Genomic DNA, 23,192 nt, shown 5'->3' on the forward strand with positions numbered 1-23,192 from the left:
AAGTGGCACCGATCAGACGAAGGCGATGCGCAAGTGCGACATTGCCTGCGGCTCCCATCTCAGCGACCTGTACGCGCCCCGGCATTGCCGCGGTCGCTTCCGGCCCGATGACGGCAGCGCGTTGCCACCGAACACCATCATGCGACAGCACACCGCGTGATGGCGGCCGTGGGAGTTGAGGGAAATTGGTGGGTGATGCCGCCGCAGGCCATGGCCTGCGCGCTGTGCGTCCTGTGTCGCCAATGCACCCTGGACGCCGCTCGGTCGTTGCCTGCTCCGGCAGGTTCGTGTGCCTACGCATGGAGGACGCATGACCACCAACGACACCCTTTCCGCGATCGCCGCCGGTACCGCAACACCCACCAGCGTTCCCGCCAGCGTTGCCGCGCCCGCCTGCGGCGCGCCGGAAGTGACCGACCCGTCGGACATCGTGCCGCCTCCCCGCCAAGCCATTGCAATGCACGCACAGACCATCGAAGAACAAAACGTCTCCACCTGGATCACGAAAGAAGCGGGCAATCGCAAGATTCCGTTCGAGCCGGAGCGCCTGAATCGCGCCATCGACCAGATCCATGCCGAGTTCCCGCAGCTGGACGTGGCCGATTACAAGCGCTCGGTGTTCGGGTTTGTCGAGCGCAAGGACAGCGTCAACGCCGACGACCTGGTCGATCACCTGATCCGCGAGGCCGAAGCCCGCGTCGACCTGACCACCCCGGAGTGGGAGCACTTCGCTGCGCGTCTGTATCTGCGCCGCCTGTACAAGCGCGCCAGCCGCAACCGTTTCTACGACGCCAGCCAGAAGTACGGCTCGTTCGTCGGCCTGCAGGAGAGCCTGGCCGACCGCAATGTCTATTCCAACGACATCCTGCGCCGCTATTCCAAGGACGAGCTGATCGAAGCCGGCAAGATGATCGAGCCCGAGCGCGACAAGCTGTTCGCCTACAACGGCCTGTACCTGCTGGCCACGCGTTACCTGGCCACCGATAGCTCGCGCGGTGTGTTCGAACTGCCGCAGGAGCGCTGGCTGACGATCGCGCTGTACCTGATGCAGGACGAGATCGGCACCGGCAAGGGCAGCCGCGAGCGCCGCATGCAGCTGGTGGGCGAGGCCTACTGGGCGCTGTCCAACCTGTACATGACGGTGGCCACCCCGACGCTGGCCAATGCCGGCAAGGTCGGCGGCCAGCTGTCGAGCTGCTTCATCGACACCGTCGACGACAGCCTGCAGGGCATCTACGACTCCAATACCGACGTGGCGCGCGTGTCCAAGCACGGCGGCGGCGTCGGCGCCTACCTGGGCTATGTGCGTTCGTCGGGTTCGGCGATCCGCGGCGTGTCCAACTCGTCCGGCGGCGTGGTGCCGTGGATCAAGCAGCTCAACAACACCGCCGTGTCGGTGGACCAGCTGGGCCAGCGCAAGGGCGCCATCGCGGTCTACCTGGACATCTTCCACCGCGACATCGAAGCGTTCCTGGACCTGCGCCTGAACAACGGCGACCAGCGCCTGCGCGCGCACGACGTGTTCACCTCGGTGTGCATCCCCGACCTGTTCATGGAAGCGGTCGAGCGCCGCGGCGACTGGTACCTGTTCGACCCGCACGAAGTGAAGCGGATCAAGGGTTGGTACCTGCAGGACTTCTATGACGAGAAGAAGGGCGACGCCAACGGCAGCTTCCGTCGCAAGTACGAAGAAGTCGTCGCCGACGAGCGCATCACGCGCAAGACCGTCAAGGCGATCGAGATCTTCAAGCGCATCATGGTCAGCCAGCTGGAAACCGGCAACCCGTTCATGTTCTATCGCGATGAAGTCAATCGCAAGAACCCGAACAAGCACGAGGGCATGGTCTATTCGTCCAACCTGTGCACCGAGATCCTGCAGAACATGAGCCCCACGCGCATGATGCAGGAGATCATCAGCGGCAATCAGATCGTCACCACCAAGAAGGCGGGCGATTTCGTCGTGTGCAACCTGTCCTCGATCAACCTGGGCCGCGCGATCACCGTGCAGGCCGACCAGGCCGATCTGCTGGGCGCCGACGTGCTGGAGCGCCTGATCCCGATCCAGGTGCGCATGCTCGACAACGTGATCGATCTGAACCAGTTGCCGGTGCCGCAGGCCACCATCACCAACCAGAAGTACCGCGCGATCGGTCTTGGCACCTTCGGTTGGCATCATCTGCTGGCGCAGAAGTCCATCCACTGGAATGCCAAGGAAGCCGAGGACTACAGCGACGAGCTGTACGAGCGCATCAACTACCTGACCATCCAGGCGAGCATGGAGCTGGCCAAGGAAAAGGGCACCTACAGCGTGTTCCGCGGCAGCGACTGGCACAACGGCGAGTACTTCCGTGCACGCGACTACAACAGTCCGCAGTGGCTGGAGCTGTCGGCGCAGGTGGCGGTCAATGGCGTGCGCAATGCGTGGATGCTGGCGGTGGCGCCGAACATGAGCACCGCGCAGATCGCCGGTTCCACCGCCTCGATCGACCCGATCTACAGCGCGTTCTACTACGAAGAAAAGAAGGACTTCCGTCGCCCGGTGGCCGCGCCCGGCCTGTCGCTGGAGACCTGGCCGTACTACGAAAAGGGCGCCTACAAGGTCGACCAGTTCGCCAGCGTGCGCCAGAACGCGCGTCGCCAGCGTCACGTGGACCAGTCGATCAGCTTCAACTTCTACGTGCCCAGCACCATCCGTGCGAGCACGCTGCTGGACCTGCATATGACCGCCTGGCGCGAAGGGTTGAAGACCACGTACTACGTGCGCTCCAACGACATCGACATCAGCGAGTGCGAATGGTGTTCGAGCTAAAGCGCATGCAGTAGCTAAGCGCATTCGCGCTTCGCTTCCACGGTTCGCGTTGCGAACCGTGGACCCTGCTTCACAAGTATCCACACCCCGCGCCTTCGGCGCGCCCCCTGACTCAGGGGGCTTTCCTCCAGAACGATTGCTGCCGTCGTCCCTGCTGTACGCGCGCGCGACGCCTGAAACACGAGTAGAAACCCATGTCCGCAACACCGCTCGACCGCATCAAGATCCTTGAGCCGCGCAACCCGAACCGTTCGACCGGCATCATCAACGGCCAGACCTCGGGCATCCTCAACTGGAACGATATTCCGTACCCGTCCTTCTATCGGGCCTACAAGGAACTGTCGACCAACTTCTGGATCCCCGACGAGGTGGACATGAAGGGCGATGCGCGCCAGTACAACGAGCTGTCGGCGCGCGAAAAGAACGCCTACGACTCGATCATCGGCTTGCTGGCCACGCTGGATTCGCCGCAGACGCGCTTCATCTACAACGTGGCCGAATACATCACCGACCCGGCCGCGCATGCCAATGCCGCGATCATCGGCCAGCAGGAAGTGATCCATAACGAGAGCTACAGCTACGTGCTGGCCTCGATCACCGGCCTGGCCGACCAGAACCGCGTGTTCGAAATCGCGCGCACGCACCCGACCATCATCAAGCGCAACGCGCCGATCATGGGCGCCTACGAAGACTTCATGCGCGAGAAGACGGCCGAAACGCTGATCCGTTCGCTGATCCAGTCCTCGATCCTGGAAGGCATCAACTTCTATTCCGGCTTTGCGTATTTCTACAATCTGGTCCGCCAGAACCGCATGACCGGCACCGGCAAGATCATCAGCTTCATCAACCGCGACGAACTGGCGCATTCGAAGTTCATCAGCGAGCTGATCCGCGCCATCATCGGCGAGAACCAGGCGCTGCAGGGCGACGAGCTTACCGACTACGTGCACAAGGCCTTCGAGCACGCGATCGACCTGGAAACCCAGTGGACCGCCGAAGTGCTGGACGGCATCGACGGCATCGACGTGGACGAGATGATCCGCTACGTGAAGTACCGCGCCAACAAGATGGCCGGCATGCTCGGCATCGAGAAGCTGTACGAAGGCGCCAACGACAACGTGATGCCGTGGATCAAGGCCTACGCTGACAACTTCACCGAAACCAAGACCGACTTCTTCGAAATGCGCAATGCGTCTTACAAGAAGACCAACTCGGATAACGGCTTCGACGATCTGTGAGGAGCCGGGATTTGGGATTTGGGATTCGTTGAAGCGCCGGGATTAGGCATTGGAGATTTGGGATTCGTCACAGCAGCACTGCGCTAAGACACATCGATCAAGGACTTTCAATGACGTACCAGTTGCGGCTTTTGCGAATCCCCAATCCCGACTCCCCAATCCCCGCCCCATGAACATCCTGCTCGCCCTGGCATCGTTGAGCGGCAACACACGCGATCTGGCGCGTGCGGTGGCGCTGCGCTGCGAAGCGGCCGGGCATGCGGTGACCTGGTTGGAAACCGACATGCAGACCCTGGCCCAGGTGCCGCATGCGCCAGGGCAGTACGCGTTGTTTTTGCTTGGCAGTTGGACCGACAACGGCGGCCGTACGCCGGCAGAGATGAAGCGTTTCATCGTCGAGCTGGTCGACACGCTGGGCAAGCCACCGCGCGTTGCCGTGTTCGGCACCGGCGAAACGCAGTGGGGCGAAGAGTATTTCTGCGGTGCGGTGCACCGAATCGCGCGCTTCTTCGACAGCCCGTTTCCCCGTTTGACCATCGAACAGATGCCCCACGGCCAGCGCGACGCGCAGGCCATCGCCGCCTGGACCGATACGGTTCTGGCCCAATGCAAGAACGATCCCAATGCAGACCATTACCGTCACGTCGCCTGAGCACTACACCCAGACCCTGGCTGCGCATCCGCGCGCGCTGGTGGATTTCTACAAAGATAACTGCCCCGGCTGCCGCATGCTCGACATGTCGCTGGACAAGTTCGCCACCAGCGATGCCGCCAATGGCGTGGCCTTGTTGAAGGTCAAGTTGGAAGTGGTGGGCGAGGACTTCTTCCGCGAGCTGGGCCTGCGCCAGACGCCGACCCTGGCGCTCTACCGCGACGGCAGTGAAGTGGCGCGTCTGCCCGGCTTTCAGTCGCCGGCGCAGGTGGAAGCGGCGGTCCGTAGCGGCCTGTGATGGCGACGGGCGCCCGGTCGATGCGAGGCGCCCTGCGATGAACACCACGGTCACCATCGTCGCCTGGAGCTTCCTGCTGGCGGGGTTGGGCTTGTTGACCGGTGCGGCGCTGCTGCCGGATCAGGCGCGCTGGATCTTGTTGCTGCTGGGCGTGACGTTCGGCGGTGTGGGTGGTGGCATCCTCGGCTATCGCGTCTGGCATGCGCGCCGTGCTGCGTGGTTGCGCCGGCATGGCACGGTGGTGGAGGCGCGCTTGGTATGCGTTGAACGCAATGCGTCTTTGCAGGTCAACGGCGTGCACCCGTTCCGTATCCTGGCCCATCGCCACGACCGCACGCACGACACCTTGACCGAGTATCGCAGCGACAACCTGTGGACCGATCCCCAGCCGTTCCTGCGCGAGGGGCAGTCGCTGCGGGTGTTCGTCGATCCGCAGCGGCCATTGCGCTACCACCTGGACCTGAGCTTCCTGCCGACGCTGCGCAGATGATCGGGCTGGCTTTCCTTCCTTCTGACGGCACTTCTTCATGACCAGTTCCACGCCCGTTGCACCGACCGAAGCCCGCATGGCCGAGATCGTGTTTCCCAATCACACCAACCATCTGGGCACGCTGTTCGGTGGGCAGGCGCTGGCGTGGATGGACAAGGCCGCGTTCCTGGCCGCCTCGCGCTATGCGCGCCGCACTGTGGTGACGGCGCGTTCGGATCAGGTGGATTTCAAGCTGCCGATCCGTCAGGGCCAGATGGTGGAAACCATCGCCCGCGTGGTGTTGGTGGGGCGTAGCTCGATCACGGTGGAAGTGGAACTGATCGCCGAAGACCTGCTCAGCGGCGCACGCGAGCTGTGCACGCGCGGGCAGTTCGTGATGATTGCGCTCGATGCCGATGGCAAGCCGACTGCGGTGCCGCCGCTGCCGGCAGCCGACTAAGAGCAGCGAATAAGACGACTGCACTGCCGCCATGTGGGCGCAGCCAGTGCTCGGTGCGGTATGTATCACGTGCACTGCGGTTGCTGCGCTTCATCCACACCGGCCTGACGACCGCTCGCGACGTGGTGTTCGCCGCCGTGAGCGCGCTTACTCCTGTACTTCGCGGTCTTCGCGCTTGGTTTCTTCCATCGCCTCCGGTTCCAGCTCTTCGGCGCTGCGATTGAGTTTGACGAACACACCCCAGGCGATCAGCAGCAGTGCCGCGCAGGAGCCGACGGCAGCCGCGTAAGGCAGCTTGGCCGGGTCGGCATGCATCAGTTCGAAGATCGACACCAGCGTCTCGATTGCCAGCGCGATCACGATGACCACGAAAAAGCGCGACAGATACCGCCGCACGCGCGTCGGGCCGCTGACCTTGACGTCGCGCAGGATCTCTTCTTCGAAGATGGTCTGGCCCAATTCGAGCGTGACCAGCGCCACCGTCAGCAGGCCGATGGCTTCGAGCACGACGTTGAAACGGTCGCGCACCACCATGTCGCCGCCGGGTGTGAAGCCGTGCCACAGCTCCAGCCCGGCCATCGTCACCAGGCCCGCCGCGCACAGCACGAAGAACGCCAGGATCACGAAATGACCGGCACGAAACAGGTGGCTGAGCGCTTTCATCAGGGGCGAGGCGGGCGATGGGAAGCAGAGCATCGTGTGCACCGCGTCGTTGCAGCGCGAAGGCTGCGCCAACCCGGCGCACCCTCATCCGGCGCGTTGCGCCACCTTCTCCCGCGAGCGGGAGAAGTGACGTCCCAGAGCAACGCGGTGGAATGGATATGCAGGCCTTTGGCCCATTGCTGTGTAGCGACCCGCATCCTTTGTCCCGCGCTCTTCCCCCGCCTGCGGGGGAAGGTGCCCGAAGGGCGGATGGCGCAGACGGCTCACACGGCTCACACGCGCAGGCGGCCTCAGTTGCCCGCCATGATCAACTATGCCGCAACACCTGATACGCCTGCAGGTGCACATTGGCCGCCATCAGCAGAGGCGCGTTGCGCCCGGTTTCGCGCACGCGCGCCAGCATGTCGCCGACGATCTGCGCCGCTTCCACGTCCTGGCCGGCTTCCAGGTCGCGCAGCATCGAGGCCTTGAGCGGCGAATCCACCTGCAGCAGCGTTTGCAACGCTTTGGCGCGTGCCGGCTCGGGAATCGATTGCCCGGCCGCATCGGCAGCCCACAGGCATTCGTTGTACAGGCCGTTGATCAACGCGCGGCCGTCGTCGGTGGCCACGATCGCGCCGACCGGCGCACGCATCAGGCACGTGGCCGCGGCCAGTGCGGTGAGGAAGCTGTACTTGTTCCACTGCTCCTGCGCGATCTGGGTGCTGGCCACGTGGTCGATGCTGGCCTGCGCGCAGGCGGCGGCAAATGCCTGCACCCGGGTCGAATGTGCGTCACCGCTACGCTCGCCGAAGGTGATCGCCGCCGGCTTGCCCAGGTGCACAATCTCGCCGTGCTCGCCCTTGGTCGCGCTGATGAAGCACAGCCCGCCCAGTACCCGCGCGGCGCCGAAGCGCTCGTCCAGGGCCGCGTAATGGCGCAGCCCGTTGAGGATGGGCAACACCGTGGTGTGCTCGCCCACCGCCGGCGCAATCGCCTCGATCGCGCTGTCCAGGTCGTAGGCCTTGCAGCTCAAGATCACCAGATCGAACGGCCGCTGCGCCACCAATGCCGGCAAGTCCTGCGCGGTGACATGCGCCACCTGCAGATCGGCATCGCCCAGCGGGCTGCGGATGCGCAAGCCGTCGGCCTGCAGCTGCGCCGCACGCGCTTCGCGCACCAGGAAGGTGGCATCCACGCCGGCCTGCGCCAGACGTCCGCCGAAATACCCGCCGGTGCCGCCGGCGCCCAGGATCAGGATGCGCATGGCCATCAGCTCCGCAGCCCCACACCCCGCCGCAGCAACCACAGCGCCAGCGCGCTGAGCACGGCGACAAAGCCCAGCATCAATGCGTAGGCGACCCAGATCGGCACGTCCGAGCTACCGAGCAGGCCGTAGCGGAACGCGTTGACCATGTAGAAGATCGGGTTGGCGTGGGTGGCCGCTTCGGCCCAGCCGGGCAGCAGTTTCACCGAGTAGAACACGCCACCCAGGTAGGTCAGCGGGGTCAGGATGAAGGTGGGCACGATCGCCACGTCGTCGAACTTCTTGGCGTAGACCGCGTTGACGAAGCCGGCCAGCGAGAAGATGGTCGCGCCCAGCAGCACCGTGGTCAGCGTGACCAATGGATGCGGGATCCGCACCGGGGTGAAGAACATCGCGATGATCAGCACGATCGCCCCGACCATCACCCCGCGCAGCACCGCGCCGGACACGTAGCCCCACAGGATCACCCAGTTGGGCATCGGGCTCACCAGCAGTTCTTCGACATGGCGGCCGAACTTGGCGCCGAAGAAACTCGAAGAGATGTTGCCGTAGCTGTTCTGGATCACGCTCATCATCACCAGGCCCGGCACGATGAATTGCATGTAGCTGTAGCCGCCCATCTCGCCCACGCGCGAGCCGATCAGCCCGCCGAAGATCAAAAAGTACAGCGTCATGGTGATGGCCGGCGGCACCAGGGTCTGACCCCAGATGCGCAGGATGCGCTGCACTTCGCGGCGCACGATGGTGCCCAGCGCAATCCAGTTGCGTTGGCGGGGTGTGGCGGGCGTGGCGGACATCGACGGCTCCGAAGGACTCATGGGTGGCCTGCCGGGCGCACGGGCGCCGTTGCGGCAGGAGCCGGGGCGGCGACGGTCTCGCCAGGCCCGGTCAGACGAACGAACAATTCTTCCAGCCGGTTGCTCTTGGTACGCATCGAGCGCACGCGGATACCGGCGTCGCCCAGCGCGGCGAACACGCGGTTGAGGTCCATCGCGCGCGGCATGTCCAGATCCAGCGTGTGGCCGTCGATGGCGGTGAGCGTGGTGCCTTCGATCACCGGCAACTGCGTGGGCAGCTCACCGTCGATATCGAACAGGAAGCCTTCCACGTCGAGCTTGGCCAGCAGTTCGCGCATCGGCCCCTGGGTGACGATCTGGCCGTGATTGATGATGGCCAGGTTGCGGCACAGGTGCTCGGCCTCTTCCAGGTAATGCGTGGTCAGGATGATCGTGGTGCCGGCGGCGTTGATGTCCTTGAGCACGCGCCACATGTCGCGGCGGATTTCGATATCCACACCGGCGGTGGGTTCATCCAGGATCAGCAGGCGCGGCTGGGTCATCATGGCGCGGGCAATCATCAGCCGGCGCTTCATGCCGCCGGAGAGCGTGCGGCTCATCACCTGGGCCTTCTCCCACAGGTGGGCGCGGCGTAGTTCCACTTCGGCCAGTGCTTGCGCCTGGCTGCGCGGCATGCCGTAAAAGCCGGCGTAATTGACCAGGATGTCGAACGGCTTTTCGAACAGGTTGAAGTTGATTTCCTGCGGCACCAGGCCGATCAGGCGCATCGCATCGCTGCGGTGGGCGACCAGGTCGGTGCCGAACACTTCCACCTGGCCGCCGGACAGGTTCACCAGCGAGCTGATGATGCCGATCAAGGTGGACTTGCCCGCCCCGTTGGGGCCGAGCAGGGCGAAGAAATCGCCTGGCGCCACGTCCAGCGAGACGCCCTTGAGCGCCTGGGTGCCGTTGTCGTAGGTCTTGCGCAGATCGCACACGCGCAGGGCGGGCGCACGGGGAGATGGGGAATTCAAGCCGGGTCCTTCGCGCCAGGGTGACGGCGCAGCGAGTTGCAGCCCGTTATTATAGAAGCCCGTTGGGGCTTGCCCCGATCACAGACTGTCCCAAATACGTTCGTGCCCGTTCAATTCCCCCTCAAGCTTGTCGACCGGCGCATGATTGCGCCCACCGTGGCCCACTGCCAGTTCGTCCGTGACGACGGCCAGCCGCTGGATTTCCAGCCCGGCCAGTTCATCCAGATCCATTTCGACTATGCCGATGGCACGCCGACCAAGCGCAGCTATTCGCTGGCGACCATCCACGATCATGCGCTGGGGCCGGGCGAGGCAGTGGAGATTGCGGTGAGCTTCGTGCCCGGCGGCTCGGCCACGGCCTTGTTCGAAGGCCTGGAGATTGGTGACCAGTTGCAGGCAAGCGGTCCCTACGGGCGCTTTTGCCTGCAGCCGGGCGATCACAACCAGCGTTACGTGCTGATCGCCACCGGCACCGGCGTCACCCCGTACCGCTCGATGCTGCCGCTGCTGGCCGAGGCAATCGCCACCCGCGGTGTGCAGGTGGTGTTGCTGCAGGGCGCACGCACCCCGACCGAGCTGCTGTACGGCGACGACTTCCGCGCGTTTGCCGATGCGCACCCGCAGTTCCGCTACGTGCCGTGCTTCTCGCGCGAAGTGCCCGAGCAGCCGCATGCCGATGTGCGGCACGGTTACGTGCAGCAGCACCTGGCCGAGTTCGCGCCCGATGCCGCGCACGACATCGCCTACCTGTGCGGCAACCCGGACATGGTGGATACCTGCCTGGACGCGCTCAAAGCCGCCGGCCTGCCGAGTGCGCAGATTCGCCGCGAGAAGTACGTCAGCTCCACGCCGCCCAAGGTCTGAGGTGGCATGCAGGCGGCGCGTCGATGCCGCCTGTGTCTGCAGGCGTGCTGTGGGCTGCAGCGTGTGACGCCAAGTTGCTGCGGTTTTAGCCGGCAGCGTCTAGAAGCGCCGGGCGCTGCAGCTCCACCGTGACATGCACCAGTTCTTCGTGGATCTGCAGTGCGCGGCGCACCAGCTCCGCATCGATATCGGCTGCAGTGACCAGGCTGACGACGCAGGCATAACGCTCGCTGCCGACCCGCCAGACATGCAGGTCGGCGATGTCGATCGCATGCCCAAGCTCGGCGATGACCTGTTTCACTTCGGCCACCACTGGCGCGTCCATCTCCGCATCCAGCAACACGCTGCCGGTGCTGCGCAGCAGCCCCCAGGCCCAGGCGGTGACCAGCACCGCGCCGACGATGCCCATGAGCGGGTCCAGCCAGGTCACGCCCCAGTGCATGCCGGCCACCAGTGCGACGATGGCGAGCACCGAGGTCGCGGCATCCGCCACCACGTGCAGATACGCCGCGCGCAGATTCAGATCGCTGTGCGCCTCCTGGCCATGACCATGACCCCCGTGCGTGTGCGCATGTCCGTGACTGTCATGCGCGTGCACGTGACCATGGTGGTGACCGTGCGCATGCCCATGCGAGTCGCGCAACCACCATGCGCAGATCAGATTGACCAGCAGGCCGATCAGCGCAATCACGGTGGCCTCCTGATACTGGATGGGCTTGGGCGTGAACAAGCGTTCCACCGACTGGAATGCCATCAGCGCGGCAACCCCCAGCAACAGGACCGCGCTGGTGTAACCGCCCAGCACCTCCACCTTCCAGGTGCCGAAGGTGAAGCGCACATCGCCGGCATGCTGCCGCGCAAAGCGGTAGGCGAACAACGCCAGTCCCAGCGCCAACGCGTGCGAGCTCATGTGCCAGCCGTCGGCGAGCAGGGCCATGGAATTGAGCGTCCAACCGCCTACGATCTCCACCGCCATCATGAGCACGGTCAGGATCACCGCCTTGCGGGTGCTGCGCTCGGCGAGCGGGTTGGCGCTGGCAAAGGTATGCGACTGCGCGCAATGCGGCGCAGCGTGCGTGGTCGACATCGGCGGTAGCTCTGGCTAAGGTACCCCCAGAGGGTATCCTAAATACCCCCAGGGGGTATATGGCGTGGCACATCTCAATCAGGACAAATCGAAACTGCTCGCGCGCGTGCGCAGGATCCGCGGGCAGGTGGAAGGGCTGGAAAAAGCCCTGGCGCAAGACGTGGACTGCACCGCGTTGCTGACCCAGGTGGCCGCATTTCGCGGCGCGGCGCAGGGCTTGATGGTCGAGTTGCTCAGCGAGCACCTGAAGCATCACGTGGCCGCGCCGGATGCATTGGGTGAGCGTGAGCTGGCAGTGGATGACATCACGGCCATCCTCAAGACCTATCTGAAGTAAGCGCGGCCGACACACCATTGCGCTCACTCTCGGCCGGTTATGGTCCAGGCGCGCGGGACGGCCTGCATGGGCGTGTCGCGCGCCGTCGTCCTGATGCGCGGCACCCTGGCGCTTGCAGTCAGTGCGCCGCCGGCTCCAGCGTCAGCAGCACCACATCGTTGCTGCGCATCGGTACCGCGATGGCAACCACGCCATCGGCGCCCACACGCACACGCCGGTCCTGTTCGGGCGCATCGCGCGTGGCCTGTTGCAACTGCGTCAACTGACGCGGCGCAAGCGCCTTGGGCATGCCCATGTCGATATACAGCGATAAGGGGTCGTTGCGCCGATAGCCGGTCCTGCGCACCTGCAACTGGTAGGTGCCGGCAGGCACGTGGGTCATGCGCATCTGCAACGGTGCGCTATCGGTGGCGGGCACCTGCTTGGTGTAGAACGGCGTATTGCTCACCGCCTGCACGGGCTGCTGCCAATCCCACACCAGCGCGGCGACACGCGTGCCGTCCACTGCGGCGAGGGAGTGTGGGTCGCCCAGCGGCACATTGCGGCCCTTGAGTGCATTCAAATATTTGTAGGCGAACCAGGCCGGCTTGCGAATGCCTTCGCGGTTCATCAGCCCGAATCCGCCGTGGAAGGGCGTGGGCGGTGGGCCGGGTTCTTCGAACAGATCGGTATAGGTCCAGTAACTCATGCCCTGCACCAGGCCCTGCACCTGCTTGAGCTTGGTCAGGATGTACGGCGCGGCGATGTAACTGTCGTGGACGAAATCGCGCGGCGTATAGCTGCTGCTCCACTCGGTGAAGTACAGCGGCAGGTCCGGAAACGGCGAGGCCTGGATCTGTGCGCGCACGCGCCGCACATCGCCGACGATGGCATCCGGCGACGCAGACAGCTTGGTGTCCTGGTTGCCGTCTTCATCGAGAAACCCGCCATCCACGCCATAGGTATGTGTCGTGACGAAATCGATCGGCAGCTTGTTGGTGGCGACAAAGGCCAGTAACTCGGGCACCCAGGCGGCGCCTGCCGTGGATGGACCGCCGACGCGCAGTTGCGGGTCGATCGCCTTGATGGTGCGCGCCGTGTTCGCATACAGATCGAAGTACGCCTGCTGGTCGGCGTTCTCCCAGAAATCCTTCAGATTGGGCTCGTTCCACACTTCGAAATACCACTGGCGCACTTCCTCGGCACCGTAGCGCGCGCGGATGTGGCGCACATACGCATCGATCAACTGCCTCCACTTGGCAGGATCCGGATGCGAGGTGTTGCCCTTCCAGTAGAACAGCGTCTGCTCGGAGGTCTTCATCGCGCTTGGGGTAAAGCCCAGTTCGACGAAGGGGCGAATGCGCTTGGCCAGCAGTGCGTCGTACAACTGGTCCAGCTTGGTCCAGTCGTACACCAGTTTGCCGTCGACCTGTTTGACGGTGCCGAGCACATCATGGAAGACATCGTGGAAGCGGATGTAGCGAAACCCCAACTCCTGCACGGCAGGCAGCAGATGCGCCTGCGTGTCGCTGCGAATCAAGGTGCCGGGAAAATCCGAGCCAACCGACAGGTCGTAGAAACGATCGACCGGCGCACCCGCCGTGGCCAGATCCAGCTGGATCGTGCGCGGCGCTGCGTGCTGCGCCGGTGCAGAAGCCGTCACGCAGCACAGCGCCGCCGCCAACAAGACATGTGAACGCATCGCCGCTCCTGCTGAAGTGCCAGCCGGCAGCCTAACGCATATGCGGCAGACCACTGCCGACACGCAGGGTGATGCAGCGAGGCCAACAACACTGCTGGGCAGCCGCCATGCGAACGCGGCCGCGGCTCGGCATCGGCATCGGCATGTGCCGTGCGTACGCTGCGGCGGCTGTGTGTCGTCTGTCTTACCTGCCGACATCCCGCGACGGGTGTTCGCCGCTTGGGTCAGGCGATGACGGCGGACGCAAAAAGACCGCATTCGAATGTGTAAAGGGTGCTTGACAGCAAGCGCCAGTGGGCGCATCTTGCCTGTCAAGCGTACTTGACAGGCGACTGAGATGCGGTGGCAGCATAGGCACATGGAATGCAGGCATCACCGCGCAACGCGATGCGCTGTGCGCACGGTCGCCGGGCGTGCGCGCAGCGATCGGGCAGCGCGTCATGGCTTCACCGAGGCCGTGCGATGACTAGCTGCAAGCGCAAGGCGCTGCTGGTGTTCTGCGTGGGGCTGGTCTTCCTCGGCATTGGGCTGCTGGGTCTGTGGCACGTGCTGCCGTTGAACAACTACCTAGCCGGGGTCAGTGCCGGTATTGGTGGCTCATGCATGCTGCTGTCGGTGCCGATGTGGCTGGCGCGCGGCAATCCGCGCGATAGCACCCGTCCGGCGTTGGCGCGGCGGTACTACCGCGAATTCGGCATCCCGATGCTGTTGTACGTGCTGGTGATGCTGTTCTGGCGCTATCTGCTCGGGCATGTCGGGCCGCACTGGGCGCGCGTATTGATCGCCCTGCTGCCGGCGGTGCTGGTGGTACTGGTCATTCGTGCGGTGGCGCGTTACGTGCGCGATTCGGACGAGATGCAACGACGGATCGAGCTGGAAGCGATCGCCATTGCCGCCGGCCTGGTCAGCGGTGCGTACATGACCGCCGGATTTCTGCAGGCCGCCGCGCTGATCGATGTTCCGGCGAGCGCGGCGATGCTGTGGGTGTTTCCGTTGCTGTGCGCCATCTACGGCATCACCAAAAGCATCCACGCGCGTCGTTTTGAATGAATAGCCGCGTGCGCGAATTGCGCGAGGCCAATGGGTGGTCGCAAGGAGAACTCGGCGAACGGCTGGGTGTGTCGCGGCAGACGATCAACGCGCTGGAAACAGGCAAGTACGATCCCAGCCTGCCGTTGGCGTTTCGGATCGCACGCCTGTTTGGGGAATCGATCGAGCACGTTTTTCTTTACGAAGACGGGCAGTAACGGTCACGTGTGGCCGCATGCAGCGTCGGGGGACAGGCAATGCCAGGAGACGGGATGACGATGGTCAAGCAATCCACGATGGTGGCGGCAGTGCTGATGGCGATGCTGGCTGCCGGATGCCAGCGCGCCGCAGCGCCGGCCGCAGCAAACGACGTTGCAGCAAAATCCACCGCGACAGCACCGGGTGCGACTGCGCAGCAGTCCGCCTCAAAAATGCCGCCCGGCACTGCCGCGGGCAATCGTTACGGCACGCTGCTGTTCACGCCGTGCACGCTGAGCGCTGGTGGTGCTGCCGGCAACATCGAAGCGCAATGCGCGAGCCTGCGCGTGCCTGAAAATCCGGCCGTACCGAGTGGGCGCAGCATCGCGTTGAAGATTGCCTGGCTGGAAAGCGAAGCTGGCGCCGGCAGCACGCCGGACCCGGTGTTCTTCATCGCCGGTGGACCGGGGCAATCGGCCACTGAGGTCGCGGCGATCGTGGACATGGGCCTGCATGAAGTGCGCAAGCAGCGCGACATCTTTCTGGTCGATCAGCGCGGCACCGGCGGCTCGCATCCGCTGGAGTGTCGCGACGCGGCGGGCAAGCCGCTGGCGCTGGAGAACAGCAGCCAGGCCTCCGCCGAGCAATTGACTGCGTATGCGGCCCGATGTGCCGACGGTTTGCGCAACCACGCCGACCCGCGCTACTACACCACCAGCGAAGCCATCGGCGATCTGGATGCGGTCCGCGCAGCGCTGGGCGTGCAGACGCTGAATCTGATCGGTGCCTCGTACGGCACGCGCGTGGCGCAGCACTATGCCGCGCGTTATCCGCAGCACACGCGCACCGTGGTGATCGATGGCGTGGCGCCGAACGATCTGGTGATCGGCGGCGAGTTCGCGCGCACCTTCGAAGATGCGATCGCGCTGCAGTCTGCGCAATGTCGCCAGCAGCCTGCATGCGCCAGGCGTTTTCCAGTGGATACCGCCACGCAGTTGCGCCAGGTGGTCGAGCGGCTGCGGCAGGCGCCGGTGGCGGTGGACTACCGCGACCCGCGCACCGGTGGCTTACGCCACGAGCAGGTCACTGCCGACACCGTGGCCGGCCTGGCGTTCGGTTTCTCGTATGCGCTGGAAACCGCATCGTTGCTGCCGTTGGTGCTGGACGAAGCTGCCGCAGGCCGTTACGCCTCGTTGATGGCCTTGGCGCAGATGAGCGCATCGGGCATGTCCGATCAGATGAATCGCCTGATGCAATGGTCGGTGTTGTGCAGCGAAGATGCCGGGCGTTATCACCCCCCCGCACACCAGGACACGACGTTGCTGGGCAACGAGGTCGCCGAGATGTTCTTCGCACCGTGCAAGGTGTGGCCGTCCAAGCCGGCGCCGGCCGCCGCAAGCGCGCCGTTCCGCTCCACCTTGCCGGTGTTGCTGCTCTCCGGCGCGCTCGACCCGGTCACGCCGCCACGTTACGCCGAGCGCGTGCTGCAGGGGCTGCCCAACGGCCGGCATGTGATCGCGCCCGGGCAGGGGCATGGCGTGTTCCGGCTGGGCTGCATGCCCAAGGTGCTGAGCCAGTTCATGCAGACCGCCGATGCCAAGGCGCTGGATGCCACCTGCGTTGCCAGCCTCAACACCGTGCCTGCCTTCACCTCGTTCAACGGATGGGAACCATGAGTCGCATCGACCACGCCACGGAGGCGCTCGCATGATCGTCGTCGACACCCTGCATAAGTCGTTCAAGACCAAGACCGGTCTGGTGAAAGCCGTCGACGGGGTCAGCTTCAGCGCTGCCGACGGCCAGATCACCGGGCTGCTCGGCCCCAATGGCGCCGGCAAGACCACCACCTTGCGCATGCTCTACACGTTGATGACGCCCGACCAGGGCAGCGTCACGGTCGATGGCGTGGATGCCGCCCGCGACCCGGTGACGGTGCGCCGCGCACTCGGGGTGTTGCCGGACGCACGCGGCGTCTACAAGCGCCTGACCGCACGCGAGAACATCGCCTACTTCGGCCAGTTGCATGGCCTGTCGCGCAGCCAGATCGCACAGCGCACGCACCTGCTGGCCAGCGCGTTGGACATGGACGATATTCTCGACCGCCAGACCGAAGGCTTCAGCCAGGGCCAGCGCACCAAGACCGCGATTGCGCGCGCATTGGTGCACGATCCACGCAACGTGATCCTGGACGAGCCCACCAACGGACTGGACGTGATGACCACCCGCGCCATGCGCGGCTTCCTGCAACAACTGCGTGCGGAGGGGCGCTGCGTGATTTTTTCCAGCCACATCATGCAAGAGGTCGCCGCGCTGTGCGACCGCATCGTCATCATCGCCAAGGGCAAGGTGGTGGCGTCCGGCAGCGCCGACGAACTGCGCGCTGCCACCGGTGAACACAACCTGGAAGACGCCTTCGTCAAGGCGATCGGCTCGGACGAGGGACTGCACGCATGAGCACCACATCGTTGTTGTCCACGCTGTGGACCGTGCTGCGCAAGGAATTGCGGGACATCTCGCGCGACCGGCGCACCCTGGCATTGGCGTTGCTGTTGTCGCCGCTGCTGTACCCGATCCTGATCCTGGGCATGGGCGCGTTGAGCGAAAGCCGCGTGCGCACGCAGATCGACAAGCCGCTGGAGATCCCCACGCTCGGGCGCAGCAACGCACCGAATCTGGTGCGATTCCTGGCCGCGCAGGGGCTCAATGCCGTGGATGCGCCAGCCGATCTGACCGCGGCCATTCGCAACCAGGATGTGGATGTGGCACTGCGCATCAGCGACAGCTACGCCGAGGATTGGCGCGAAGGCCGGCCGGCGCTGGTGGAGATCATCAAGGACAGCACCCGCCGCGAGGCCGATGTGCCGAGCATGCGCTTGCAGGCCGCGCTCACCGGCTACAGCCAGCAGGTCGGCGCATTGCGGCTGCTGGCGCGCGGTATCGATGCGCAGGTGTCCAGGCCCCTGGAAGTGGCCGCGCAAGACCTGGCCACTGCCGAAGCCAAGCGCGGCCAGATGATGGCGATGCTGCTGCCGGTGTTGCTGGTGATCACCTCGTTTTTGGGCGGCGCCTCGTTGATTCTGGACGCCACCGCCGGCGAGCGCGAACGCCAGTCGCTGGAGCCCTTGCTGGCCACGCCGGCGCCGCGTAGCGCCATTGTCAGCGGCAAGATCGCTGCGGCCTGCGTGATCGGCATGGTGTCGCTGTTGCTCACCTTGCTGGCATTCAAGCTGAGCGCGCAGCTCTCCACATCCAACCTGGGCCGCCAGCTCAATGTCGGCTTCGTGCCGATGCTGCAGATGCTCTTCATCCTGGTACCGATGCTGTTTGTCGGCACTTCGCTGCTGACCTATCTGGCCGCCGCGGCCAAGAGCATGAAGGAAGCGCAGGCGCACATGACCTGGTTGCTGCTGCTGCCGATGCTGCCGGGCTACGCCTTGATGGCCTATCCGCTGAAGACGCAGCTGTGGCATTTTGCGGTGCCGTTTCTGGCGCAGAACCAGATGCTGTTGAAGGTGATCCGCCACGAGACCATCAACCTGCAGACCTGGGCGGTGTATCTGCTGGCCGGCTTCGGTGTGGCGGCATTGCTGTGGTATGCGGCAGTGCGCCGGTATCACCAGGAGCGCCTGGCGATTTCGGGCTGAGGGTGTTGGGTGGCGGCTGTTTGCGGCAAGTCCCGGCGGCACCCTGCAACGCGCAACACCAGAGTTGCACCACCGCTACAACGCAAAAGCCCGCATCGCTGCGGGCTTTTGCATTTCCATGTCATCAACGACCCAGCGATCAATCGCCCGGATTGAACGACAGCGTACGCCGCGTGGTCACCGGTGCGGCCACCGGTTCGAAGCGCCAGCGCTTGACCGCGTTGAGGGCTTCGCGGTCGAACACGCGCGGCGGGTTGGCGCGCAGCACGCGCGAGGCGGTGATCGAGCCGTCGGTACCGACCGTGAGTTCCACCAGCACTTCGCCCGAGGTCCCCGAGCGCAGGGCTTCGGCGGGGTAGCGCGGTGCCGGGGTGCTGATCGGACGCAGCGACTGCGCGGCCGGTGCGGCTGCAGCGGCGGCTGCCGGCGCCGGACGCGGTGCCGCCGGTGTGGGTGCCGGCGCTTCGGCCTGACGCCGCGCAGCGGCCTGGCGCTCGGCCTCGGCGGTCTGCTGGCGGGCCGCTTCCTGCTGGGCGGCAATCTGCTGGGCAGCGGCGGCCTCGCGGCTCTGCTGCTCGGCCAGACGCTTCTGCTCGGCCGCCTGCTTGGCCTTGTCCTCGACCTGCTTCTTGGCCAGCTCGGCATCCTGCTCGGAGCGGTTGGCAGCAGTCTTCATGCCCGTTTCCAGGCCGCTTTTCAGGCGCGGCAATGCCGGTGCCTGCGGGTCGACCTTCTCGATCAACGCGATCAAACGCTGCGCTTCGGGAAATTCTTCGCGGCTGATGCCTTGTTCGGCGGCGATCAGGGTATAGGGAAGCAGATCGGTCAGTGCGCTGTTGACGGTGGCATCCTGCGGCTGCTTCTCGCGCAAGGCCAGGTAGTACTCCACCGCGTTGTCGCCGGCCGGGGCGTACATGCGGTTGTCCTGCAGCGCTTTGGTGGCCGATTCGCGCAATTGTTCGGCAGCCATCGACTGCACCTGCGGCGAGACCGCCGTGGCCGGCGTGGGTGCCGTTGCCGCCGGTGTGGCGCCGGTCGCCGGCGTGGTGGTGGCGGCCTTGTCTTCCTGCTTGGAGCAGGCGGCCAGGCCCACCAGCAAAATGACCGGCGCGATCCGGCGTGCCATACGGCCCTGTGTCAGATCCAACATGCGTCCCCCTTACCCCGAGTGCGAAAGATAACGTTGCTGCGGCGAGCGCCGGCCATTGTTCCCGCAATGGACGGCAATGCCGCAATCTAGCATTGCTGGGGCGGTCTAAGCCAAGGGTTGCGCTGCAGATCGCCGAAATTTATCCCGCCGGGGTCGCCATGACCGGCGGGGCCGGCACGCGAGCGGCCGGTTCGGGCAGCGGCGGGGCAGGGCAGTAGCGCTGCAGGAAGTCCGCGTGCGCAGGCAACCGCACCAGCGCCGCCTCCACCCGGGCGCGGATGGTCTCCAGAAAGCGGCCCAGTTCCGCATCGCCCATCAGGTCGGCCACCGGGTGGTGCTGTTGCGGCACCACGCCCTGGCCCAGCATCACCTGCACCCACGAGTTCTCGGCGAACAGCTCGTTGGCCTGATGGAAGACCCGCCCGCTCTGGCGGAACAACTCCACCCGGTGGCGCAGCGAATCGGGGATGTCCATGGCCGCGCAGTCGCGCCAGAACGGCGTGTCGCGGCGATCGGTGGCGTGGTAGTGCAGGATCACGAAATCCCGGATGTGGGTGATCTCCTGGGCCGCCTGACGGTTGTACTCGGCGATGTCGGCAACGTTGATGACCTGCGGAAAGGTCTGCAGCAGGCGGATGATGCCGCGCTGGATCAGATGGATGTTGGTCGATTCCAGCGGCTCCAGGAATCCGCTTGCCAGGCCCAGCGCCACGCAGTTCTTCTCCCACACGCGGTGGCGCTGGTTGGGCGTGAAGCGCAGCGGCCGCGGTTCGGTCAGCGCGCGCCCGGTGAGGTTGCGTTCCAGCACCGCGCGGGCGCCATCCTGGTCCATGTAGCGGCTGGAATACACGATGCCGTTCCCCACCCGGTGCTGCAGCGGAATGCGCCACATCCAGCCGGCCTGGTCGGCGCGCGAACGGGTGTAGGTCACCGGCGGACCCACCGATTCGGTCTGCACCGCCAGCGCGCTGTCGGCGAACAACCAGCGCGACCAATCGTCGCTGCCCACGCCCAGCGTCTTGCCGATCAGCAGGCCGGCAAAGCCGGTGCAATCCAGGAACAGGTCGCCTTCCACCCGCGTGCCGTCCTGCAGCGTCAGTGCGGTGAGAAAGCCGCTTTGCGCATCGGTCTCCACCTGGCCGATGCGGCCTTCGATGCGGGTGACGCCGAAGCCTTCGCTGAAGCGGCGCAGGAAGCGCGCGTACAGCCCGGCGTCCAGGTGGTAGGCGTAATTCATGCCGCCATTGGGCAGGTGCGCGAAGCGGCCTTCCTGCGCCGCACGCAGTTCCAGGCAGTAGTCGCCGAAGTCGCGCGCCACTCCACGCTGGCGCCCCTTTAACCAGAAATGCTGGAACCCGGCGCTCCAGTGGTCGGTTCCGGCATGCCCGAAGGAATGGATGTAATGCTGGTCCACATCACGCCAGTGTTCGAAGGCGATGCCGAGCTTGATGGTGGCCTGGGTGGCGGCCATGAAGGCGGCTTCGTCGATTTCCAGCAAGCGGTGGAAGGTGACCAGGCTGGGGATGGTGGCTTCGCCCACCCCCACCGTGCCGATCTCGTCGGACTCCACCAGGGTGATCTGCAGGTGCCGGCCCAGCAGTTTCGACAGCGCTGCAGCCGCCATCCAGCCGGCCGTGCCGCCACCGGCGATGACGACGCGGCGTACCGGGCGCTGTTGCGGGTCCGAAGGCGTGGTGTCGGGCATGGTCAAATCCTCAGCGATTCAAGCGTTGCAGCAGCCGCGCACGCAGGCTGCGCGCGCTGGCGTCGTCCATCGGGGCCAGCACGCCGCGTGCGGCATCAGGCAGATGCGCGGCGGTGCTGTCGTCGGACTCGAAGACATAGTGGCGGAACACTTCCTGCCAGGTGGCGCGTTGTTCGGCCGGCAGGTCGCGGATGGTCAGCAGCGCCAGCATCAGCGCGTTCATCGGCGAATCCATGTAGGCCGGGCTCTGCCGCCACCAGAAATTCACCAACACGTTGAAGCTCTCCAGTGCCTCGACGTGATGCCACCACATGCTGGGAATGAACAGCGCATCGCCCGGCGCCAGCTCGGCGACCAGGGCGTGGTCCAGCGCCTGCGCATAGCGTGGAAAACGCTGCAGGTCCGGTGCGGCGATATCCACCAGGCTGACCGGCTGCCCGGCCGGGGTGAGATCCAGCGGGCCGATGTAGAGATTGGCCAGCTGATCGGGCGGGAACAGCGTAAAACGGCGGCGCCCGGCAACCACGCAGGCCAGGTTGTCGGGCAGGTCCTGATGGGCGGCGATCCGGGTGCGGTTGCCGATCCAGATGCTGGCCAGCGGCTCGCCCTGTGGCAGCGCGATCGGGTTGTGCGCGCGCAAGCCGGGCAGGTAGGTGTCCAGCGTGGTGGAGCCGACATAGATCGCCGGCGGCTGGGAGGCGTGCAGGTCGCGCAGCAAGGTGTCCAGCACCACGCCCAACGGCAAGCGTTCGGGGCGGAAATTGAAGCCGCTCATGTCCGCGTTGTAGAAAAAGCGCCCACCGATCTCCGGTGGCCCAACCTGCGCCACCACCGCCTCGCCGCGGTCGAAACCACGCAGGTAGGCGGCAGCAGACTGCGCAGAACTGGCACCGGCGCGGGCCAGCGGCCAGTCGCGCACCAGCCCGCGCAGCACCAGCGGGCTGGTGGAGCGAAGGATGGCCGGGTCCAGCTGTTGCGGGTCCAGGCCGTGACGCTCTTGGATGGGGCGTGGCTCAGCCGGCATGACGGCGGTTCATGCGTTCGAGCAGATGGCGCAATTGCGCAATCGAGGCCACCGCCATGTACAGCGGTTCCAGATCGCCATGCCGGTGCAGTTCGAGCAGCGCCGCCTCATCGAGTGCGCGCAGGCGTTCTTCGTGCACGACATAGAGCCCGGCCAGGCGGCATTCCAGGCCGTTGTTCAAGGTGGCTTCGAACACGAAGGGTTCGAGCAGGTCGTAACGCAACGCACGTTCGACAAATGCCGTGCTGGCCGCCAGGCCATCGTGCAGCGTGCGCAGCACCTGGCTGATGTGGTCCAGAAATTCGGTGGTGCCGCCGTGTTCGCGAAACAGCAACTGGCCCTCGGTGGTGCTGACGCGTGGGCTGTCCAGGTCCACATGCACCATCGGCCCATCGGGCTGTTCGCCGATCAGGAACGGCTGGCGTTGAATCGCCAGCGGAACATAGGGCGCATCCCAACGCGCGCCATCCAGGAACAGGTTCTCGCCCAGGCGTAATCCCAGCAATGCCAGCGGCTGGAAACTGCGCTCGCCGCTGCGATGGAACACGATGGGGTATTGCGCCTGCAACTGGCGAAATTCCTGCGGAAAGGTCGCAGCCGACATCACGTCATCGCCGTAGGCGGCGCCGTGCGCGGTGATCACCCGCAGATCGCGGTGATCGAGATTGTTCAACAACACGGCATTGGTCATGGGGATTGGCACAGCACGCGGGGGCGCGTGGCCCATGCTTCAACGAATCGCCATTGCACGGCAAGCCCCGGATGCCTTCACGTCCCCGGGCGGTGCAACGGCCGTGTACGTTTCCCGGCAGCCAGGCTGCCGGGAAA

At 65.3% G+C, this 23,192-nt stretch carries 23 protein-coding genes and 1 other RNA gene; 14 read left to right on the top strand and 10 right to left on the bottom strand.

Annotated features, from left to right (window positions below; all coding sequences use genetic code 11):
- Positions 1–310 precede the first annotated feature (310 nt).
- From AC1POX_RS01965 to AC1POX_RS01995, 7 genes are all read left to right on the top strand, one after another.
- The gene (locus AC1POX_RS01965) at positions 311–2,809 is read left to right on the top strand and encodes a ribonucleoside-diphosphate reductase subunit alpha (protein WP_218502721.1); all 2,499 of its coding nucleotides are present in this window, start codon (positions 311–313) and stop codon (positions 2,807–2,809) included.
- A 194-nt stretch (positions 2,810–3,003) separates the two neighbouring features.
- Positions 3,004–4,047, top strand: coding sequence for a ribonucleotide-diphosphate reductase subunit beta (locus tag AC1POX_RS01970; protein ID WP_005914812.1), 1,044 nt, complete (start codon positions 3,004–3,006; stop codon positions 4,045–4,047).
- Between the two features lie 169 nt (positions 4,048–4,216).
- On the top strand, positions 4,217–4,699 hold the full coding sequence (locus AC1POX_RS01975) for a flavodoxin (RefSeq protein ID WP_003487312.1): 483 nt from the start codon (positions 4,217–4,219) through the stop codon (positions 4,697–4,699).
- A complete protein-coding gene (locus tag AC1POX_RS01980) occupies positions 4,671–4,997 on the top strand; it encodes a thioredoxin family protein (RefSeq protein WP_005914813.1) in 327 nt (108 codons plus the stop codon). The genes AC1POX_RS01975 and AC1POX_RS01980 overlap by 29 nt, the downstream gene beginning before the upstream one ends.
- 37 nt (positions 4,998–5,034) lie before the next feature.
- Positions 5,035–5,487: a DUF3592 domain-containing protein gene (locus AC1POX_RS01985; protein WP_031424735.1), complete on the top strand. Its 453-nt coding sequence runs from the start codon at positions 5,035–5,037 to the stop codon at positions 5,485–5,487.
- Between the two features lie 37 nt (positions 5,488–5,524).
- Positions 5,525–5,926 (top strand): acyl-CoA thioesterase, encoded by a 402-nt coding sequence (locus AC1POX_RS01990; RefSeq protein ID WP_003487309.1) that lies wholly within the window; start codon positions 5,525–5,527, stop codon positions 5,924–5,926.
- 60 nt (positions 5,927–5,986) lie between these two features.
- Positions 5,987–6,060, top strand: a non-coding RNA gene (locus AC1POX_RS01995) — sX9 sRNA.
- Positions 6,061–6,073: 13 nt separating this feature from the next.
- On the opposite strand, the gene AC1POX_RS02000 is transcribed toward AC1POX_RS01995, so the two are convergent.
- From AC1POX_RS02000 to AC1POX_RS02015, 4 genes are all read right to left on the bottom strand, one after another.
- Complete coding sequence (locus AC1POX_RS02000; RefSeq protein ID WP_029820668.1) at positions 6,074–6,589, bottom strand: hypothetical protein; 516 nt, start codon at positions 6,587–6,589, stop codon at positions 6,074–6,076.
- A 307-nt stretch (positions 6,590–6,896) separates the two neighbouring features.
- Positions 6,897–7,841: a 2-dehydropantoate 2-reductase gene (panE, locus tag AC1POX_RS02005; protein WP_173363331.1), complete on the bottom strand. Its 945-nt coding sequence runs from the start codon at positions 7,839–7,841 to the stop codon at positions 6,897–6,899.
- The gene (locus AC1POX_RS02010) at positions 7,841–8,653 is read right to left on the bottom strand and encodes an ABC transporter permease (RefSeq protein WP_029820666.1); all 813 of its coding nucleotides are present in this window, start codon (positions 8,651–8,653) and stop codon (positions 7,841–7,843) included. Before AC1POX_RS02010 ends, panE begins: the two co-directional genes overlap by 1 nt.
- On the bottom strand, positions 8,650–9,645 hold the full coding sequence (locus AC1POX_RS02015; protein WP_011348950.1) for an ABC transporter ATP-binding protein: 996 nt from the start codon (positions 9,643–9,645) through the stop codon (positions 8,650–8,652). The genes AC1POX_RS02010 and AC1POX_RS02015 overlap by 4 nt, the downstream gene beginning before the upstream one ends.
- A 36-nt stretch (positions 9,646–9,681) precedes the next feature.
- On the opposite strand from AC1POX_RS02015, the gene AC1POX_RS02020 reads away from it, so the two are divergent.
- Complete coding sequence (locus AC1POX_RS02020; protein ID WP_011348949.1) at positions 9,682–10,509, top strand: ferredoxin--NADP reductase; 828 nt, start codon at positions 9,682–9,684, stop codon at positions 10,507–10,509.
- A gap of 85 nt (positions 10,510–10,594) precedes the next feature.
- Here the strand turns inward: AC1POX_RS02020 and dmeF are convergent, their stop codons facing one another.
- Complete coding sequence (gene dmeF / locus AC1POX_RS02025) at positions 10,595–11,596, bottom strand: CDF family Co(II)/Ni(II) efflux transporter DmeF (protein WP_031424726.1); 1,002 nt, start codon at positions 11,594–11,596, stop codon at positions 10,595–10,597.
- Positions 11,597–11,660: 64 nt separating this feature from the next.
- On the opposite strand from dmeF, the gene AC1POX_RS02030 reads away from it, so the two are divergent.
- Positions 11,661–11,933 (top strand): metal/formaldehyde-sensitive transcriptional repressor, encoded by a 273-nt coding sequence (locus tag AC1POX_RS02030; protein ID WP_008575145.1) that lies wholly within the window; start codon positions 11,661–11,663, stop codon positions 11,931–11,933.
- Between the two features lie 118 nt (positions 11,934–12,051).
- Here AC1POX_RS02030 and AC1POX_RS02035 read toward each other — a convergent pair whose 3' ends face one another.
- Complete coding sequence (locus AC1POX_RS02035) at positions 12,052–13,614, bottom strand: GH39 family glycosyl hydrolase (RefSeq protein WP_031424719.1); 1,563 nt, start codon at positions 13,612–13,614, stop codon at positions 12,052–12,054.
- A 462-nt stretch (positions 13,615–14,076) separates the two neighbouring features.
- On the opposite strand from AC1POX_RS02035, the gene AC1POX_RS02040 reads away from it, so the two are divergent.
- Genes AC1POX_RS02040 through AC1POX_RS02060 form a run of 5 tightly spaced genes read left to right on the top strand, consistent with a single transcriptional unit; the run spans position 14,077 to position 18,485 of the window.
- Positions 14,077–14,664: a hypothetical protein gene (locus AC1POX_RS02040; protein ID WP_011348946.1), complete on the top strand. Its 588-nt coding sequence runs from the start codon at positions 14,077–14,079 to the stop codon at positions 14,662–14,664.
- Positions 14,661–14,861 carry a helix-turn-helix transcriptional regulator gene (locus tag AC1POX_RS02045; RefSeq protein WP_008575151.1) on the top strand — a complete coding sequence of 67 codons (201 nt, stop codon included), beginning with the start codon at positions 14,661–14,663 and terminating at the stop codon, positions 14,859–14,861. Before AC1POX_RS02040 ends, AC1POX_RS02045 begins: the two co-directional genes overlap by 4 nt.
- Before the next feature lie 54 nt (positions 14,862–14,915).
- Complete coding sequence (locus AC1POX_RS02050; protein ID WP_372356688.1) at positions 14,916–16,517, top strand: alpha/beta hydrolase; 1,602 nt, start codon at positions 14,916–14,918, stop codon at positions 16,515–16,517.
- Between the two features lie 31 nt (positions 16,518–16,548).
- Positions 16,549–17,295, top strand: a complete 747-nt coding sequence (locus AC1POX_RS02055) for an ABC transporter ATP-binding protein (protein WP_014091358.1) — start codon at positions 16,549–16,551, stop codon at positions 17,293–17,295.
- Complete coding sequence (locus tag AC1POX_RS02060) at positions 17,292–18,485, top strand: ABC transporter permease (RefSeq protein WP_008571232.1); 1,194 nt, start codon at positions 17,292–17,294, stop codon at positions 18,483–18,485. Before AC1POX_RS02055 ends, AC1POX_RS02060 begins: the two co-directional genes overlap by 4 nt.
- Positions 18,486–18,624: 139 nt before the next feature.
- Here AC1POX_RS02060 and AC1POX_RS02065 read toward each other — a convergent pair whose 3' ends face one another.
- The 4 genes from AC1POX_RS02065 to AC1POX_RS02080 all read right to left on the bottom strand — a co-directional run bounded on the left by AC1POX_RS02065 (position 18,625) and on the right by AC1POX_RS02080 (position 23,055).
- Positions 18,625–19,635 (bottom strand): energy transducer TonB, encoded by a 1,011-nt coding sequence (locus AC1POX_RS02065; protein ID WP_046932079.1) that lies wholly within the window; start codon positions 19,633–19,635, stop codon positions 18,625–18,627.
- Positions 19,636–19,774: 139 nt separating this feature from the next.
- Positions 19,775–21,340 (bottom strand): tryptophan halogenase family protein, encoded by a 1,566-nt coding sequence (locus tag AC1POX_RS02070; RefSeq protein WP_011348942.1) that lies wholly within the window; start codon positions 21,338–21,340, stop codon positions 19,775–19,777.
- A gap of 10 nt (positions 21,341–21,350) precedes the next feature.
- Positions 21,351–22,364, bottom strand: a complete 1,014-nt coding sequence (locus AC1POX_RS02075) for a cupin-like domain-containing protein (protein ID WP_372356689.1) — start codon at positions 22,362–22,364, stop codon at positions 21,351–21,353.
- Positions 22,354–23,055, bottom strand: coding sequence for a SapC family protein (locus tag AC1POX_RS02080; RefSeq protein ID WP_008576490.1), 702 nt, complete (start codon positions 23,053–23,055; stop codon positions 22,354–22,356). Before AC1POX_RS02080 ends, AC1POX_RS02075 begins: the two co-directional genes overlap by 11 nt.
- Positions 23,056–23,192 lie beyond the last annotated feature (137 nt).

It is taken from the genome of Xanthomonas sp. NCPPB 3442 (assembly GCF_056725145.1).